A 16,759-nucleotide genomic window follows, 5' to 3' on the forward strand; every position below is an offset into this window, starting at 1 on the left:
GGCCGTTGTCACTGAGGACCGGGTGCGGGAGACCTCCCGGGCACTTTTATCCGGGCTTGACGGGTGAGGTGGATATGGTGGTGGCCCTGCTGGGCAGAAGAGCCGACCGAGGAGGTGTGGCCGAGGGCGACGTCCCCGTGCGGCGGCACTCCCGCGGCACCGCGTCGGCCCGTACGCCGAAGCCCGTGATGAACCAGTCTGCGCACTCCGACCTGGACCAGCCCGCCGCCGCGACGCCGGCCGCCGGTACCACCGAGGCCCCCGCCCTCGCGACCTTCGCCGAGGGCCCCGACGCGCAGAGCTGGACTCCGCCCACCTGGGAGGAGATCGTCGAGGCTCACAGCGCCCGCGTCTACCGCCTCGCCTACCGTCTGACGGGCAACCAGCACGACGCCGAGGACCTCACCCAGGAGGTCTTCGTCCGGGTGTTCCGTTCGCTGTCCACCTACACCCCCGGCACGTTCGAGGGCTGGCTGCACCGGATCACCACCAACCTGTTCCTGGACATGGTCCGCCGCCGCCAGCGCATCCGCTTCGACGCGCTCGGCGAGGACGCGGCCGAGCGGCTCGCCTCCCGCGAGCCCAGCCCGGCCCAGCACTTCAGCGACACCCACTTCGACGCCGACGTGCAGCAGGCCCTGGACACCCTCGCCCCGGAGTTCCGCGCCGCCGTGGTGCTCTGCGACATCGAGGGCCTGTCCTACGAGGAGATCGCCGCCACGCTGGGCGTCAAGCTCGGCACCGTCCGCAGCCGCATCCACCGCGGCCGCTCGCACCTGCGCGCCGCGCTCAAGCACCGTGCCCCCGGCCAGGTCCCCGGCCGTGAGCGCCGCGGCGGCTCGGAGGAGCCGGTGCCGGTCGGCGCCGTGGCCGTGGAGCCCGCGGCCACACCGGGCGGGCGTGGACGGAGGCGATCGTGAGCGGAGCCAGCCGGTCCGGTCCGGAACGGTCGGAGGCGTCCGACCGGCCCCAGACCTGGCGGAGCTGGGCGCTGGGCCGCCGGGGCGGTGACGACCCCGGTGAGCCGCTGCCGACCGCCGTCCCGCTGCCGGGCGACACGGAGCTGCGTGCCGTGCCCGTACGCCCCGTCGAGCCCGCCGCCGAGGAACACCACCTCGGTGAGCGCCTGTCCGGATTCCTGGACGGCGAGCTCGGCCACGACTCGCGCGAGCGGGTCCAGGCCCACCTGGCCACCTGCCCCCAGTGCCTGGCCGAGGCCGACGAGGGCCGCGCCGTGAAGCACCTGCTGACCCGCACCGACACCCCCGGCCCCTCCTCCTCGCTGATGGCCCGGTTGATGGCCGTCGGCAACCTGCCCGAGGACGGCCCGGCGGACGGCGGCTGGCCGGGCCAGGGCGGCGGTCGGCGCGACGACGACGACCTGCCCGGCGGCGGGCTCGGCGTCACCGGCACGCTCGGCGGCAGCCGGCTCACCGGCGGCTCCTTCGGCCGCGGCGCCGGCGCCTCCTTCGGCGCGGGCGCGCTCGGCGCCGACACCCCGGTGCCCGGGGTCGACCCGCGCGCCTTCGGCCGCGGCTCGGTGCTGCGGCCGCTGATGGGCCGACGCACCGGCCGTCCGGAATCCGCCGTCGGCCCCGACCGTACCGCCGCCCGGCCGCTGCCGGCCGCGGCCGCCGTCCGCTCCTCCGCTCGCGGCCGCCGACTGGTCTTCGCTGCCGCGGGTGCTTTCTCGGTCGCCGCGGTGACGCTCGGCGGCGTCGGCGGCCTCGCCCAGGGCGAGGACCAGCACGGCACCACCGTCAGCCCGATCGGCGGCGGCACCACCGGCCGCGGCGGCCTGGTCCCGATGACCGCGCAGGTCCCGGTGGACTTCCCGGCCCGCCCGGTCGCCGCCACCCGCGAGGCGAGCCCCTCCTCCTCGCCGGAGCGCTACCCGGGCGGCATCGCGGCCCTGCGCCAGCAGATCCGCTAGCCGACACCCCGCCTTCGGGCCCGGCCACCGGCTGGTCTTTACCACGGCTTCATCGCAGCGTGGAGCGGGGACCCGCCGGTGGCCATTACTCTGGAGGAACCGTCGTCCGGCGAGCTAGGGAGCATAGGTGTTCAGCGACGTAGGCGGGCTGGAGATCCTGACCCTGATCGTGATGGCGATCATCATCTTCGGCCCTGACAAGCTGCCGAAGCTGATCCAGGACACCATGGGCTTCATCCGCAAGGTCCGCTCCTTCGCCGACAACGCGAAGGAGGACATCCGCAGCGAGCTGGGCCCCGAGTTCAAGGACTTCGAGTTCGAGGACCTCAACCCCAAGACCTTCGTCCGCAAGCAGCTCATGGGCGGCGAGGAGGATCCGCTGGGCCTCAAGGACATGAAGGACTCGCTCGACATCCGCTCCGTCCTGGACGACAAGCCCGCGGCACCGGTGAACGGTCGTGCGGGCGGCGTGAGTTTCGACAAGGCCGCCCCGGCGCCCGCCTCCGCCGGAGCCCCGCTGCAGCCCGGCGAGCGGCCCCCGTTCGACCCCGACGCGACCTGATCGAGCCCGCGCGCAACCCGCGGGAACACGACGCCACCGCCCCGCCCGGCCGTCCGGGTGAGCGGGGCGGCGGCATCCGCGCCGCTATTGTGCTGATTGTTCCCGCTGAGCCGTCCGTCACATCCGCGCTTGCGCGGACCAGGAACGGCCCCCGGGAACGCCGAGGTGCGCCACCATGGGAGCGCGCCACGGCAGGCACACGTGCGTTTGAGGAGGCCCGGGGATGGACGCGACGAGTCAGGCGGGAGGGGCGACGGCCACGGCCGGCGGCCCGGTGGTCGGCGGGCAGGCCGGTCCGGCGGATCCGCTGGTGCCCTACCTGTCCGCGGACTTCCCCTGGTACGGCCTGGACGACGGCTGGACCGGCCGCCGCTACCTGATGCAGGCCGGCGCCAGCGGCCCCCGCGGCTGGGCGGCCGGCAGCATCGACTACGGCACCCTCGGCCACGGCGACGAGCCGGCCAAGCAGTACGAGCCGCGCGAGATGCGCAAGTTCGCGGTCGTGGTCACCGTGGCCCGCCGCGACAGCCGCCGCAGCGCCGACAACACCGGCACCCTGGAGGCGACCTCCGCCTCCTCCGCCGCCTGGCTGGCCGGCTCCGGCCTGCTCGCCGCGACCTGGCCCGGCCAGCTCGACCGCGCGCTGCGCCAGGACTGGCTGGACCAGCAGAGCAGCCTGGCGTGGGACCTCGCCGACGATCTGGCCGGCCCCGGCTGGTCCACCCTCAGCCTGCCGGTCAACGGCCTGCCGCAGCCCTTCCGCTACCGCGAGTCCGAGTACGGCTGGGTGCTCGCGGGCGAGGCCCCCGGTGTCCTCCTCGGCGCCTTCGGCCGCGGCGTCAGCGCCTACGGCGTCGGCTTCGCCACCGTCGCCGATCTGGGCGGCTACACCCGGTCGTAGGAGTCGTGGATACGTCGAGGGCCCGGGTGGGATCCACCCGGGCCTGCTATTCGCCCGCTCGCCTCCGGGGCGCTCTGATCCGGTGCCGACGGTCGGCGGGCGCTGCGCCACCTCCTTCGTCGGCGGCTTGGCCCTTCTCCCTTTCGGCACCGGCGCGCCCCTTCGGCTCGGGGCGGGGACTCGCCCGCCCCGTCAGAACTTGTTCTTGGGCGTCAGCCCGAGCGACATGCCCGACAGGCCGCGCTGGCGGCCGCCGAGCTTGCCGGCCACGGCACGCAGGGCGGCGCCGGCCGGGGAGTCGGGGGCGGCGAGCACGACCGGGCGGCCGTCGTCGCCGCCCTCGCGCAGCCGCACGTCGATCGGGATCGAGCCGAGCACCGGGACGGTCGCGCCGACGGTGCGGGTGAGCGCGTCCGCGACGGTCTGGCCGCCGCCGGTGCCGAAGACGTCGATCATCTCGTCGCAGTGCGGGCACGGCATGCCGGACATGTTCTCGATCACGCCGACGATCTTCTGGTGGGTCTGCACCGCGATGGTGCCGGCCCGCTCGGCCACCTCGGCGGCGGCCATCTGCGGGGTGGTGACGATCAGGATCTCCGCGTTGGGGATCAGCTGGGCCACCGAGATCGCGATGTCACCGGTGCCGGGCGGCAGGTCCAGCAGCAGCACGTCCAGGTCGCCCCACCACACGTCGGCGAGGAACTGCTGCAGCGCGCGGTGCAGCATCGGGCCGCGCCAGACCACCGGGGCGTTGCCCGGGGTGAACATTCCGATCGAGATGACCTTCACGCCGTTCGCCTGCGGCGGCATGATCATGTCCTGGACCTGGGTCGGTCGGCCCTCGACGCCCAGCATGCGCGGCACGCTGTGGCCGTAGATGTCGGCGTCCACCACGGCGACCTTCAGGCCGTCCGCGGCCATCGCGGCGGCCAGGTTGACCGTCACGGAGGACTTGCCGACGCCGCCCTTGCCGGAGGCGACGGCGTAGACGCGGGTCAGCGTGCCCGGCTTGGCGAACGGGATCTCCCGCTCGGGGGCGCCGCCGCGCAGCAGCTGGGAGAGCTCCTTGCGCTGCTCGTCGCTCATCACGTCGAGCTCGACCTCGACGCCGGTCACGCCCGGCACCCGGCCGACCGCGTCGCGGACCCGGGTGACGATGGTGTCGCGCATCGGACAGCCGGAGACGGTCAGGTAGACCGCGACGCGAACCGCGCCCCCCTCGGCGATCTCGACCGATTTCACCATGCCGATCTCGGTGATCGGGCGGTTGATCTCCGGGTCGTTGACGGTCGCCAGGGCCTCGCGTACGGACTCCTCCGTGACGCCGGCAGCGACCTCTGTCTCGTTGGCCATGCCTTGATGGTACGGCTCCGGGCGAACCGCTTAACCGGTCGGTAGCGTGCTGCCGGTCACAACGTCCCGGAGGCGTCCCGGCGTTCGTCCATCTCCTTGAGCAGGGACTGGAGCTCGGACCGGATGAAGTCGCGGGTGGCGACCTCGCCGAGCCCGTGCCGCAGCGCGGCGACCTCGCGGGTCAGGTACTCGGTGTCGGCGATGTTGCGGTCGCTGCGGGCCCGGTCCTGCTCCATGTTGACCCGGTCCCGGTTGTCCTGGCGGTTCTGCGCCAGCAGGATCAGCGGCGCCGCGTAGGAGGCCTGCAGCGACAGCGCCAGGGTCAGGAAGATGAACGGGTACTCGTCGAAGCGCACGGTGGTCGGCAGCAGGGTGTTCCAGCCTATCCAGATGACGACCACCACCGTCATCCAGACGATGAACCGCCCGGTGCCGAGGAAGCGGGCGATCCGCTCCGACAGCACGCCGAAGGCCTCGGGGTCGTAGGACGGCAGCGAGAGCAGGCCGGGCCGGGCGGTGCGCGGCTGGTCGAGCCGGGTGCGGCTGGAACCGCTGATCGGGGCGGTCTCCAGCCGGCCGCCGCCCTCGCGGGTGCGCAGCTCGCGCAGCTGGCGCAGCTCCCGAAGTTCGCCCTGCAGGCGCCGGCGCGCGGAGTCGTCCGGCCGTCCGTTGCGGTCACCGTCCATCGGCCATCTCCTCTCTCTCGTCGTCGCGGGCGTGCAGCGCGGCGTCGCGCCAGTCCTCGGGCAGCAGGTGGTCGAGCACGTCGTCGACGGTCACCGCGCCCAGCAGGTGGTCCGCCTCGTCCACGACCGGCGCGGACACCAGGTTGTAGGTCGCCAGGTAGCTGGTGACCAGCGACAGCGGGGTGTCCGGCGGCAGCGGGTCCAGGTCGTCGTCGACCAGCGAGCCGACCAGCATGTACGGGGGCTCGCGCAGCAGCCGCTGGAAGTGCACGGTGCCCAGGTAGCGGCCGGTCGGGGTCTCGTTCGGCGGGCGGCAGACGAAGATCTGGGCGGCCAGCGCGGGCTTGTGGTCGCTGATCCGGATCCGCGCCAGCGCCTCGGCGACCGTCGCGTCCGGCTCCAGCACGATCGGCTCGGTGGTCATCAGACCACCCGCGGTGTCCTCCTCGTACGACAGCAGGCGGCGCACCGGCGCGGCCTCCTCCGGCTCCATCAGCTGGAGCAGCCGCTCGGCCTCGTCGCCGGGCAGCTCCGACAGCAGGTCGGCGGCGTCGTCCGGGTCCATCGCCTCCAGGACGTCGGCGGCGCGCTCGTCCTTCAGCTTGCCGATGATCTCGACCTGGTCGTCCTCGGGCAGCTCCTCCATGACGTCCGCGAGCCGCTCGTCCGGCAGCGCGGCGGCCACCTCGGCGCGGCGCTTGGCGGACAGGTGGTGCATCACGCTGGCCAGGTCGGCCGGGCGCAGCTGTTCGAAGGTGGCGAGCAGGTTGGCCGCGCCCTGGTCCTGCTCGGGCTGCGAGAAGCCGGTGACGTCCTGCCAGTCCAGGGTGAGCCGCTCGCCCTTGCCCTTGCGCAGCCGGCCGGCCCGGCCGACCTGGACGAAGACCTTGCTGATCTCCCACTCGCGCAGGCGGGTCTGCACCATGCCGATGTCCAGCACGGTGACGTCCTCACCGGTCTTGGACCAGGTGACGGTACGGTCCAGCAGCTCGGCGAGCACCAGGGTCTCGGACGGGCGCTGTTCGAAGCGCCGCAGGTTGATCAGGCCGGTGGTGAGCACCTGGCCGGACTCCAGGCTGGTCACCCTGGTCATCGGCAGGAAGATCCGGCGCCGGCCGACGACCTCGACCACCAGGCCGAGCACCCGCGGCGGGCGGCCGCCGAGCCGCAGCGAGACCACCACGTCCCGGACCCGCCCGACCTGGTCGCCGTTCGGGTCGAAGACCGCGATGGCGGAGAGATGGGAGATGAAGACCCGGGTGCCTGGCCCTGCCATGAACTCCCTCTGATCGCTCGACGCCTCGGCAAGGGTGTGCCGAGCACACCCGCGGCCCAAGGCTACCCGCGTGTCCGGGGCCGGGCCCGCTGGGCACGGTAGCGGCCGCAGGAGTCGTGGACGCCAACTCCTGCTTACGGTTGGGCGGCCCTCAGCGGCGCTTGAACAGCAGCTTGGGCAGTCCGGCCGGGATCGGGCGGCGGGTGGTGGCCGGGGTGGGCATCGGCCGGGCCGCGTGCGAGTCGTCCGGCATCGCGCCCGGGCGCTCGCCGAGCGCGCCGACCGGCTCCAGCCGCAGCACCCGGCACTCCCGGGCCCAGCGCTCGGCGATGGTGTCGGTGTCGGGCGCGTTCAGCCGCTTGCCCTTGAGCTCCTCCACGGCGCCCCGCCAGGCCTCGCCGTCCGGCGCCAGCTCCACCACCCTGGCGCCCCAGCCGGTCAGCCGGCCGCCCTTGTCCTTGCTGCGCACCGTGACCACGGCCACGGCGCCGGGCTCCAGGCCGTGCAGCGGCTGCTCGCCGCCCCCGCCAACCACCACCACCGCGCCGTCGTGCCAGGCGTGCCAGAGCGGACGGGCCTGCTCCTGGCCGTCCGCGCGCACCCAGAGCAGACCGGACTTCTTCGCGGCCTCCTCCAACAGGGCCTGGTCGAGGAAGTCGTCGGCGGTCGCGGCGGCGGGCGTACGGTCCATGGCGGACAGCGTACGGCTTCGCCCCCGCCGCCGTCCCTTCCCGTCCACCGGACGTCTCAGCTCCTGTCCACCAGATGTCTCAGCCTCCGGGCGACAGTTCCATTGCGGCGGCACGGGCCTTACCGTATGAGCGCCCAACCACCGTGATCAGCGAAGGAGCGCCGTGCCCGCCGCCCGGCCCGCAACCGCCCCTGCCATCCCCGCCGCCGACCCGCGGCCCGCGCACCCGCTCCCCACCCTCGATCTGCTGCTGCTCGCCGTCTCCATCGCCGGCATCTCGTTCTCCGGCCCGCTGATCAGCGCCACCGCCGCGCCCGCCCTGGCGATCGCCCTCTGGCGCAACGTCATGTCCGTCGGCGTCCTCGGCCCCTACGCGCTGCTGCGCCACCGCGCCGAACTGCGCGGCATCGGCCGACGGGCGCTGCTGCTCGCGATCGCCGCCGGCGCGCTGCTCGCCGTCCACTTCGCGCTCTGGATGCCCAGCCTGCGGATGACCTCGGTGGCCTCCGCCACCGCCCTGGTCACCACCACCCCGCTGTGGACCATCCTGCTGATGCGGCTGTTCGGCGTCCGGGCCCCCCGCATGGTCTGGCTCGGCACCGTCGTCGCCTTCGCCGGCGTGCTGGTGCTCACCGGCGTGGACCTCTCGCTCTCCCCGCGCGCCCTGCTCGGCGACGCCCTCGCCCTGGCCGCCGGCCTCGCCGCAGCCGGGTACATGCTGCTCGGCGCCGAGGTCCGCAAGACCGTCAGCACCACCGGGTACACCCTGGTCTGCTACACCACCACGGCGGTCGGCCTGCTGGTGATCTGCCTGGCTGCCGGGACACCGCTGTCCGGCTGGTCGGCCGGGGCCTGGTGGCAGATCGTGCTGCTGATGGTCGCCGCCCAGCTGCTCGGGCACTCGCTCAGCAACCGGGTGGTGCGCAACCTGGGCCCGTCGATCACCTCCACCGCGATCCTGCTGGAGACCCCGGGCGCCGCCCTGATCGCCGCCCTCTGGCTCGGCCAGTGGCCCCCGGCGGCCGCCTACCCGGCGGTGGTGCTGATCCTGCTCGGACTGGTCCTGGTCGCCCGCGGCGGACGCCGGTAGCGGGCTACAGCCAGCCGTTGCGGCGGAAGCCCCGGTACATCCCCACGCAGATCAGCGTGACCGCGCCGAGCACCGCCGGATAGCCGTACGGGTTGTGCAGCTCCGGCATGTAGTCGAAGTTCATCCCGTACACGCCGGTGATCATGGTGGGCACCGCGAAGATCGCCGCCCAGGCGGTGATCTTCCGCATGTCCTCGTTCTGCGCCACCGACACCTGCGCCAGGTTCGCCTGCAGCAGCGAGTTCAGCAGCTCGTCGAAACCGTGCACCTGCTCGGTCACCCGGGCCAGGTGGTCCGCGACGTCCCGGAAGTACTTCTGGATGTCCGGGTCCACCAGGCCCTGCGGCGGCTCCGACAGCTGCTGCATCGGACGCAGCAGCGGCGCCACCGCGCGCTTGAACTCCAGCACCTCGCGCTTGAGTTGGTAGACCCGGCCGACATCGGCGCTGCGCCCGCCCTTGGCCGAGAAGACGCCGTACTCGATCTCGTCCACGTCGTTCTGCAGTCGCTCGGCGACCAGCAGGTAGTTGTCCACCACGTGGTCGGCGATCGCGTGCAGCACCGCGGACGGCCCCTTGGCCAGCAGCCCGGACTCGTCCGCGTCCGCCTCCAGTCGGTGCCGCAGCTCCTGCAGCGAACCGTGGCCGCCGTGCCGGACGGTGATCACGAAGTCCCGCCCGGCGAACACCATCAGCTCGCCGGTCTCCACCACCTCGCTGGTGGGCGTGAGCTGGTCGTGCTCGACGTAACGGATGGTCTTGAAGACGGCGAAGAGGACGTCGTCGTAGCGCTCCACCTTGGGCCGCTGGTGGGCGTGCACCGCGTCCTCCACCGCGAGCGGGTGCAGGCCGAAGCGCTGGGCGATGCCCTCGAACTCCGCCTCGGTCGGCTCGTGCAGCCCGATCCAGCTGAACGAGCCCGCGCTGTCCGGGAATTGGTGCGCCGCCTTGACCCGGCGGGCGGCCTCGCGCGGGCTGCAGGTCTCGCCGTTGCGCCGGCCGTGCTGGTAGACCGCGCAGTCCACGACCGCCGAGCCGCTGCCTTCCGGCACGGCGTCGTACGGGCCGGGGACGCCCCGACGACGGTTGGTGCGGACGGCGGCGCGCAGGCTGTTGATCATCGACATGGCAGGCTCCCTGGAACAGGAGCCGTCGCACGGCGGCACGGAGAACGCGGGAACGCAGGGCCGTGGTGCGACGGCGAGGAACACCGGTGAAGGGGATGAGGGTGCTCTCCCGGCCGGTCCGTCCGCCGTCGACCCGCGCCCGGGGCCACTTACGGCTGGATCAGCCGGTACGGCCTGCGAGGCGAGGGATGCGGGGAAGTCGGGGCCGGGCAGAGCTGCCGGTACTGCATGGTCGGCCGGTATCCACCGCAACCACCTCCTTCACGCCGCCGCCCCGGGACGAACGATCCCGGTGGCCAGTCGCTCACCCTAACATCTGACCAGGCATCGGCGCCGAGGGGTTCAGCCGTCCCTTACGGGCCCTTGACGGGTCCGCCCCGCCCGCCGCCCGGCCCGCCGCCCGCACGAAGCCCGCGCGACCCGGCGGGTTACGCTCACCGGCATGGCCCATGACTTCCCGTCCTTCGGCGACCCCCACGGCGGCAGCTCCCCGGAGCTCACCCGGGAGGCGGTGCTGGCCGCCGTCGAGGCCCGGCTGATCTCCACCTTCGGCGAGCCGGGCGGCCGCGCCGCCGTCACCTTCCTCGGCGCCGACCGGATCGAGGTGCTGCGCTTCGGCCCGGACGCCGAGGGCCTGGTCCGCTACACCACGCTCGGGATGGCCGCCGCGCCGATGGCCGACCCGACCGCACTGGTCGCCGACCAGCTGCGCGGCCCCCGGGTCGAACTGGTGCTGACTGTGCGCGGCGGGCACGACAGCGTGCTGCGCAGCCTCGCCACCTTCGCCGCGACCCCGCAGGTCGAGGGCCTGGTGGTGGCCCCGGGCGGCTCGCTGGACCTCGGCGCCCCGCTGTGGGACGGCGCCCCCTTCACCTCGGTGCTGGCCGCCGAGCCGGGCGGCCTGGTGGAGGACCTCGAACTGGCCGAACCCGCCGAGCCGGTGCGCTTCCTGCCGCTGCTGCCGATGACGCCCAACGAGGCGGGCTGGAAGCGGGTGCACGGGGCGGCCGCGCTCCAGGAGCGCTGGCTGGACCAGGGCACCGACCTGAGGGACCCGGACCGGCGCGGCGTCCGGCTGGACTGACGGACGCTCAGGCGGGGCGTAGGGGGCCGGGGCGTACGGGGCGTGCGGGCTGCTGTGCGCGCCCGTGCCGCGCCCCCGTACGCCGGAGCGCGGCCGGGGAGTGCCGGCCGCTCGTACGGCTACTCGCACGGTTACCCGCACGGCTGCTCGTGCGGCCGATCGGCTCGGCTCAGCGCGCCGGAGCGGCTCAGCGCTCGATCGGCTTGGCCCCGGTCGCCTGCGCCAGCAGCGCCTCGTACACCGCCGGGTCGGTGGTGTGCTCGCCGAGCCGGACGGTCTTGCGGCTGCCGTGGTAGTCGCTGGAGCCGGTGACCAGCAGGCCCAGCTCGCCCGCCAGGCCGCGCAGCCGCTGCCGGGTCTCCTCGTCGTGGTCGGTGTGGTCGACCTCCAGCGCGGCCAGCCCGGCCGCCGCGAGGTCGGCGATCACCTGGTCCGAGACCGTCCGGCCGCGCTTGACCGCGCCGGGGTGGGCGAAGATCGGCACCCCGCCGGCCGCCCGGACCAGCCGGACCGCCTCCACCGGGTCGGTCTCGTGCTTGCGCACGTCCGCCCGGCCGCCGTTGGCCAGCCAGTCCGGGGTGAAGGCGTCCGAGACGGTGGCCACCACGCCCGCCTCGACCAGCGCGCTGGCGATGTGCGGCCGCCCGACCGAGCCGGCCCCGGCGATCCGCTGCACCTGCTCCCAGCTGATGTCCGCGCCGAGCTCGCGGCAGCGCTCGACGATCGCCCGCCCGCGCCGGAACCGGTCAGTGCGCACCAGCTCCCGCTCGCGCGCGAACTCCGGCTCCTCCGGGTCGAACAGGTACGCCAGCAGGTGCATGCTGATGTCGCCCACCACACAGGACAGTTCGGCGCCCGGGACGACGGTCAGCCGGGTACCGTCCGGCAGCGCGCGCACCGCCCCGGCGGCCTCGGCGTGGCCGGCGACGGTGTCGTGATCGGTGAGCGCCACCACGTCGAGGCCGGCGGCCACCGCCGCGGCGACCAGCTCGGCCGGGCTGTCGGTGCCGTCGGAGGCGTTGCTGTGGGCGTGCAGGTCGATGCGCACGGGGCGGACTCCTGGAGGCTCGTGGGTGCCGCCCAGGATAGGCCGTTCGGGCGTTCAGCCGAGCAGACGGGGGGAGAGGGCCCCGCAGGGCAGCAGGTCCAGCTCGGCGCCGGCCTCGCGCAGGTCGGTGAGCACCAGCTCGTCGTACATCACCAGGGCGGACTGCTCGGGCCAGGCGATCGCCCAGAGCCAGAGCCCGCGGGCCTCGCCGGCGAACACCGCGCGGTCGGCCGGGGCGTCCGGGACGTGGAACATCGGGGTGGGGCGCCCGGCGGCCATCAGCTTGGCGTCGGCGGGCTTGTAGAGGCCGACCGAGTCGCCCGGGTCCGGCCCGGGCAGCCCGGCGTAGCGTGCACCGAGCCCGACGCCCAGCTCCTCGGCGATCAGCACCAGCTCGCCGAAGCCGCCGAGCGGCGCCGGACCGGAGCAGGCGACGGCGGTGGCGCGGGCGCCCGAGACGTCGTCGCCGACGTGGCCGATGCCGGTGTAGAGCCAGCCGACCGGGAGCGGCCAGGGCAGCCAGACCGGGACCTGTGAGCGGGCGACGGCCACCCCCAGGGCTTCCACACTCGGGGGCAGCACGGGCTGCATCGGGTGCACGGCTCCGTGCCGATCGCACTGCCAGGTGTCTGAGAACAGACCGGGGGCGCGGACCCGACCGGCGCACCTCGGGCAGCTTGGCTCGCCCCTCATAGCCGACAACGCTCCTCCCTCCGGACCGCCGCGTCAAGGACGATCACCCGTACGGAGGGCTCGGCGGCACCTGTCGGTGGCGGACTCCCGGCCGGCGCGGGGTGGGCGCGGCGCGGGCGGTTCCCGTTGGGGGATGTCCCGTCGCGGACGGCGGCAAACGTCGCGCGGGTCAGGCCCCGGACGCACTGACGCCCCGTCATCGGCGAATGCGGCGACAGGGCGTCAGTCGGGTATCGGAACGTCCGGATCGGACGCGCCGGGCTCGTCGGCGGCGGGTGAGGGCTCCCGGTCGGAGGCGCCGCGCCTGGTCAGACGGTCGGGCACGGGCGGATGAGCAGGCGCTCGCCGGTGCGGGCGGCGGCCTCGACGTACTCGCGGACGGTCTCGGCGTCGGCGATCAGGCGGTCGGTGGCGGAGCCGTCGGTGTCGTCCAGTCGGAGGATCTCGAAGCGCATGGGCTTGGTCATGGGCGTCTCCTTTCCTGGCCCCGCGGGGCGGGGCGATTGCGGCTGAGTCGGTATCAGCCCATTCGGGGTCTTGCGGATCCGGCGGTACGGCCGGACCGATCGCGTCGTACGTGCGGCGGTCTGCTGCGGCAAGGGCTCCCCCTGCTTGCCTGGTGCGTCCAATGCCTCGTGCAACCACGGTGTCGTGGCGGTGCTACTGGGCCGTTGCCCGTCCGTAACGTCCAGGTTTCGCCTGATCGGCAACCGCGTGCGGGCCGGCGATGATTCCCGGACAGAATCAAAGATTACCGTAACTAACGAATTTTGTCCCGCGTGAAGAACGGTCGGACTGCCAAAAGTGGTTCAGACCACTCCGGTGAGGGTGCCGGGTGGATCCCCGCCCCGAGCTGAAGCGGGGCCCCCGCCCCGAGCGTCGGCGCCGGGTCCGAGCGCCCCGGAGGCGAGCGGGCGAATAGCCGCGGCTCAGGCCCAGAACGCCGCCAGCGCCTCGGCCGTGACGGCCGGCTGCTCGGCGTTGGGGGAGTGGCCCGCGTCCGCGACGACCACCCGGCGGGCGCCCAGCCGCTCCGCCATCCGGGACTGCTCCGGCACCGGCCAGGCGTAGTCCCGCACCCCGGACAGCACCAGCACCGGCAGCGCCCCGGCGGCCACCGCCGCCAACTCGTCCACCCGGTCCGGCGCGGCCACCAGGTGCCCGCCGACCACGGCCAGCGCCTGCGGCACGTTCGCCACCCAGCGGCGGTGCAGGAACTCCGTGACATCCGGCTCCAGGACGGGCTTGGGCGTGTCGCTGCTCTCGTCCATCTGCCGCATGACCTGCCAGATCTCCTCCAGGGTCAGCACCGGCAGGGCGTCCAGCAGCAGCTTGGTCCGGGCCGCCTCGGCCGCGTCGATCGCCCCCGGCCCGGTGGCCATCAGGGTCAGCGAACGCCAGGGCAGCGGCCCCGCCGCGGCGGCCGCGAGCACGGCCTCCCGCACCACCTGACCGCCGAAGGAGTGCCCCAGCAGGTGCACCGGCCCGTCCTCGGCCGCCAGCACCTCGGTCAGCGCCCGCACGTCCGCGCCCAGCGCCGGGAGCTCGTACGCGGCCGCCTCGTCCGGCCCGCCGGTCTCGTACTGCCCCCGCTGGTCCACGGCCGTCACCCGGTACCCGGCCGCCGCCAGCGGCTCCAGCAGCCCGATGAAGTCCTCCTTGCTGCCCGTGAACCCCGGCACCAGCAGGGCCGACCCCCGCACAGGCCCGTCAGGCTCCGCCCGCAACGCCGCGAACTCCCCGCGCGCGGTCACCACGCGCTCCGCCCGGGCACAACCGGGCAGGGTCAGGAACGGCGGAGTACTCATGGGCAGCTTCCCTCCCGCGACAGGCCGACACCCCGAGCTTAGGGGGTCCCTGACACCCACTCCCACCAGCCCGGACGCCGACGGCGCGTCGCCGACTGTCGCCCCGGTGGTGGCGGGTGGGAATGCCCGAGGGGGCGGGCGGGGCCGTCACGGCTCCGCCCGCCCCCTCGGGGTGGGAGTGTCAGCTCTCCGGGGTGGCCGCGACCTTGCGGGTGCGGGTCCGCTTGCGCGGGGCCGGGACCTCGGCGGGAGCCTCGGTGGCCGGGGCCTCCGGGGCGGTCTCCGCGACGGCCTTCGGCTTGCGGGTCCGGGTGCGGGCCGCGGGCTTCTCGGCCGGCGCCTCGGCGGCGGCCTCGACGGCCTCGGCCTTCGGCTTGCGGGTGCGGGTCCGGGGGGCGGGCTTCTCCTCGGCCGGGGCCTCGGTCGCCGCCTCGACGGCCTCGGCCTTCGGCTTGCGGGTCCGGGTGCGGGTCGCGGGCTTCTCGGCCGGGGCGGCCTCGACCGGCGCCTCGACGACGGCTTCGACGGCCTCCGCCTTCGGCTTGCGGGTCCGGGTGCGGCGCGGCTTCTCCTCGGCGACCGGCTCGGCGACGGTCTCGACGGCCGGAGCCGCCTCGACCACGGCCTCGGTCGCCGCCACGGCGGCCTCGGCCACGGCGGCGCCACCGCGCGAACGGCGGCGGCGACGGCGCGGCGCGGCCTCGCCCTCGGTGCCCTCGACGGCCGGGGCCCTCTCGGTCACCGGAGCGGCAGCGGCGGCCTCGCCCTCGGCGCCGACCTCCGAGCCGCGGCGGGTGCGGCGGCGCTCACGGGTGCGGCGCGGCTTCTCCTCCGCCGGGGTCTCGACGGCGGCGCGGCCCGGGCCGCTTCGCCCGCCGCGGCCGGAGCGGGAACCGCGTCCGCCGGTCTCGCCGAGGTCCTCGATCTCCTCCGCGCCGAGCCCGGCCCGGGTGCGCTCCGAGCGCGGCAGCACGCCCTTGGTGCCCGGCGTGATCTTCAGCAGCTCGTACAGGTGCGGCGAGGTGGAGTAGGTCTCCTCCGGCTCGTTGAACGGCAGGTCCAGCGCCTTGTTGATCAGCTGCCAGCGCGGGATGTCGTCCCAGTCGACCAGGGTGACGGCCGTACCGGAGGCGCCGGCCCGGCCGGTGCGGCCGATCCGGTGCAGGTAGGTCTTCTCGTCCTCGGGGCACTGGTAGTTGATGACGTGGGTGACGCCCTCGACGTCGATGCCGCGAGCCGCGACGTCGGTGCAGACCAGCACGTCGACCTTGCCGTTGCGGAAGGCCCGCAGGGCCTGCTCGCGGGCGCCCTGGCCGAGGTCGCCGTGGACCGCGCCGGCCGCGAAGCCGCGCTGGGTCAGCTGGTCGGAGACGTCGGCGGCGGTGCGCTTGGTGCGGCAGAAGATCATCGCCAGCCCGCGGCCGTCGGCCTGCAGGATGCGCGAGACCATCTCGACCTTGTCCAGCGAGTGCGCACGGAAGATGTGCTGCTCGATGTTGGCGACGGTCGAGCCGGTGTCGTCCGGGGCGGTGGCCCGGATGTGGGTCGGCTGGCTCATGTACCGGCGGGCGAGGCTGATCACCTGGCCCGGCATGGTGGCCGAGAACAGCAGCGTCTGCCGCTTGGCCGGCAGCATGGTGATGATCTTCTCGACGTCCGGCAGGAAGCCGAGGTCGAGCATCTCGTCGGCCTCGTCCAGGACCAGCGCGCGGACCTTGGACAGGTTGAGCTTGCGCTGCCCGGCCAGGTCCAGCAGTCGGCCGGGGGTGCCGACCACGATGTCGACGCCCTTGGCGAGCGCCTCGACCTGCGGCTCGTACGCCCGGCCGCCGTAGACGGCCAGGACGCGCACGTTGCGGACCTTGCCGGCGGTCTGCAGGTCGTTGGTGACCTGGGTGCAGAGTTCACGCGTCGGGACGACGATCAGCGCCTGCGGGAATTCGGAGAGCTGCTCCTCGGTGGCCCGGTCGGCGTCCACGTCGGCGCGCACGACGACCCGCTCGATCAGCGGGAGGCCGAAGCCGAGGGTCTTGCCGGTGCCGGTCTTGGCCTGGCCGATGACGTCGTGGCCGGTCAGCGCGACCGGGAGGGTCATCTCCTGGATCGGGAAGGGATGGACGATGCCGACGGACTCGAGCGCCTCGGCGGTCTCCGGGAGGATCCCCAGGTCCCGGAACGTCGTCTTGATGGGTTCAGCGGTGGTGGACAGGGTGCTGCCTCTTCCGTTTTCGGAGGGGCCGAGAGCGAGCGGCGGGCGGGCAGCCGCGCGGCTGCGAACGGGCCTGGGCGGCCCCGATTACAGCTGCGCGGACGCACAACCGCGCCGGTCCCTGCGGCCGGCCGGTGCGCGCGGCCCGGTGCGGGGCGCGTCGCCGGCGGCGTCGGGGAGGGTTCCCGTGAGGGACCTGCGCGGGACCTCCGCCAGGGGGCGTGGTCTCGGCGGCCCTCGCTCGGCCACTGATGCGGTGCCAAGGCTTGAAGTCCAAGCCATGGTCGGAGCCGATCGGC

The 16,759-nt window shown here is 74.2% G+C and carries 16 protein-coding genes; 6 read left to right on the plus strand and 10 right to left on the minus strand.

Features of this window, described 5'->3' with window-relative positions; all coding sequences use genetic code 11:
* Window positions 1-188 precede the first annotated feature (188 nt).
* The 4 genes from sigE to ACGF12_RS03285 all read left to right on the plus strand — a co-directional run bounded on the left by sigE (window position 189) and on the right by ACGF12_RS03285 (window position 3,396).
* Complete coding sequence (gene sigE, locus ACGF12_RS03270; protein WP_393025188.1) at window positions 189-920, plus strand: RNA polymerase sigma factor SigE; 732 nt, start codon at window positions 189-191, stop codon at window positions 918-920.
* Window positions 917-1,933 carry an anti-sigma factor family protein gene (locus tag ACGF12_RS03275; RefSeq protein WP_393024788.1) on the plus strand — a complete coding sequence of 339 codons (1,017 nt, stop codon included), beginning with the start codon at window positions 917-919 and terminating at the stop codon, window positions 1,931-1,933. Before sigE ends, ACGF12_RS03275 begins: the two co-directional genes overlap by 4 nt.
* Before the next feature lie 127 nt (window positions 1,934-2,060).
* Window positions 2,061-2,495, plus strand: coding sequence for a sec-independent translocase (locus ACGF12_RS03280; protein ID WP_393024791.1), 435 nt, complete (start codon window positions 2,061-2,063; stop codon window positions 2,493-2,495).
* Window positions 2,496-2,718: 223 nt separating this feature from the next.
* Entirely contained in the window at window positions 2,719-3,396 is a 678-nt protein-coding gene (locus ACGF12_RS03285; RefSeq protein WP_393024794.1) for a hypothetical protein, read from the plus strand.
* 192 nt (window positions 3,397-3,588) lie between these two features.
* Here the strand turns inward: ACGF12_RS03285 and ACGF12_RS03290 are convergent, their stop codons facing one another.
* From ACGF12_RS03290 to ACGF12_RS03305, 4 genes are all read right to left on the minus strand, one after another.
* The gene (locus ACGF12_RS03290; protein ID WP_393024797.1) at window positions 3,589-4,749 is read right to left on the minus strand and encodes an Mrp/NBP35 family ATP-binding protein; all 1,161 of its coding nucleotides are present in this window, start codon (window positions 4,747-4,749) and stop codon (window positions 3,589-3,591) included.
* A gap of 56 nt (window positions 4,750-4,805) precedes the next feature.
* Complete coding sequence (locus tag ACGF12_RS03295; protein WP_393024800.1) at window positions 4,806-5,435, minus strand: DUF1003 domain-containing protein; 630 nt, start codon at window positions 5,433-5,435, stop codon at window positions 4,806-4,808.
* The gene (locus ACGF12_RS03300) at window positions 5,425-6,711 is read right to left on the minus strand and encodes a magnesium transporter MgtE N-terminal domain-containing protein (RefSeq protein WP_393024803.1); all 1,287 of its coding nucleotides are present in this window, start codon (window positions 6,709-6,711) and stop codon (window positions 5,425-5,427) included. Before ACGF12_RS03300 ends, ACGF12_RS03295 begins: the two co-directional genes overlap by 11 nt.
* A 151-nt stretch (window positions 6,712-6,862) precedes the next feature.
* Entirely contained in the window at window positions 6,863-7,402 is a 540-nt protein-coding gene (locus ACGF12_RS03305) for a hypothetical protein (RefSeq protein ID WP_393024806.1), read from the minus strand.
* Between the two features lie 163 nt (window positions 7,403-7,565).
* On the opposite strand from ACGF12_RS03305, the gene ACGF12_RS03310 reads away from it, so the two are divergent.
* Window positions 7,566-8,492 (plus strand): DMT family transporter, encoded by a 927-nt coding sequence (locus tag ACGF12_RS03310; RefSeq protein WP_393024808.1) that lies wholly within the window; start codon window positions 7,566-7,568, stop codon window positions 8,490-8,492.
* A 4-nt stretch (window positions 8,493-8,496) separates the two neighbouring features.
* On the opposite strand, the gene ACGF12_RS03315 is transcribed toward ACGF12_RS03310, so the two are convergent.
* Window positions 8,497-9,618 (minus strand): magnesium and cobalt transport protein CorA, encoded by a 1,122-nt coding sequence (locus ACGF12_RS03315; protein WP_393024811.1) that lies wholly within the window; start codon window positions 9,616-9,618, stop codon window positions 8,497-8,499.
* Between the two features lie 442 nt (window positions 9,619-10,060).
* Here ACGF12_RS03315 and ACGF12_RS03320 point away from each other — a divergent pair, with 442 nt between their 5' ends.
* Window positions 10,061-10,702 carry a suppressor of fused domain protein gene (locus ACGF12_RS03320; protein WP_393024814.1) on the plus strand — a complete coding sequence of 214 codons (642 nt, stop codon included), beginning with the start codon at window positions 10,061-10,063 and terminating at the stop codon, window positions 10,700-10,702.
* Between the two features lie 187 nt (window positions 10,703-10,889).
* Here the strand turns inward: ACGF12_RS03320 and ACGF12_RS03325 are convergent, their stop codons facing one another.
* From ACGF12_RS03325 to ACGF12_RS03345, 5 genes are all read right to left on the minus strand, one after another.
* Window positions 10,890-11,750: a PHP domain-containing protein gene (locus ACGF12_RS03325; protein ID WP_393024817.1), complete on the minus strand. Its 861-nt coding sequence runs from the start codon at window positions 11,748-11,750 to the stop codon at window positions 10,890-10,892.
* Between the two features lie 54 nt (window positions 11,751-11,804).
* Window positions 11,805-12,443, minus strand: a complete 639-nt coding sequence (locus ACGF12_RS03330) for a DUF6758 family protein (RefSeq protein ID WP_393024820.1) — start codon at window positions 12,441-12,443, stop codon at window positions 11,805-11,807.
* Between the two features lie 308 nt (window positions 12,444-12,751).
* Complete coding sequence (locus ACGF12_RS03335; protein WP_380615731.1) at window positions 12,752-12,910, minus strand: hypothetical protein; 159 nt, start codon at window positions 12,908-12,910, stop codon at window positions 12,752-12,754.
* A gap of 462 nt (window positions 12,911-13,372) precedes the next feature.
* Window positions 13,373-14,251 carry an alpha/beta fold hydrolase gene (locus tag ACGF12_RS03340; protein ID WP_393024823.1) on the minus strand — a complete coding sequence of 293 codons (879 nt, stop codon included), beginning with the start codon at window positions 14,249-14,251 and terminating at the stop codon, window positions 13,373-13,375.
* A gap of 181 nt (window positions 14,252-14,432) precedes the next feature.
* Complete coding sequence (locus ACGF12_RS03345; RefSeq protein WP_393024825.1) at window positions 14,433-16,346, minus strand: DEAD/DEAH box helicase; 1,914 nt, start codon at window positions 16,344-16,346, stop codon at window positions 14,433-14,435.
* Between the last annotated feature and the right edge of the window lie 413 nt (window positions 16,347-16,759).

The organism is Kitasatospora sp. NPDC048296 (genome assembly GCF_043201815.1).
Lineage (GTDB): Bacteria > Actinomycetota > Actinomycetes > Streptomycetales > Streptomycetaceae > Kitasatospora.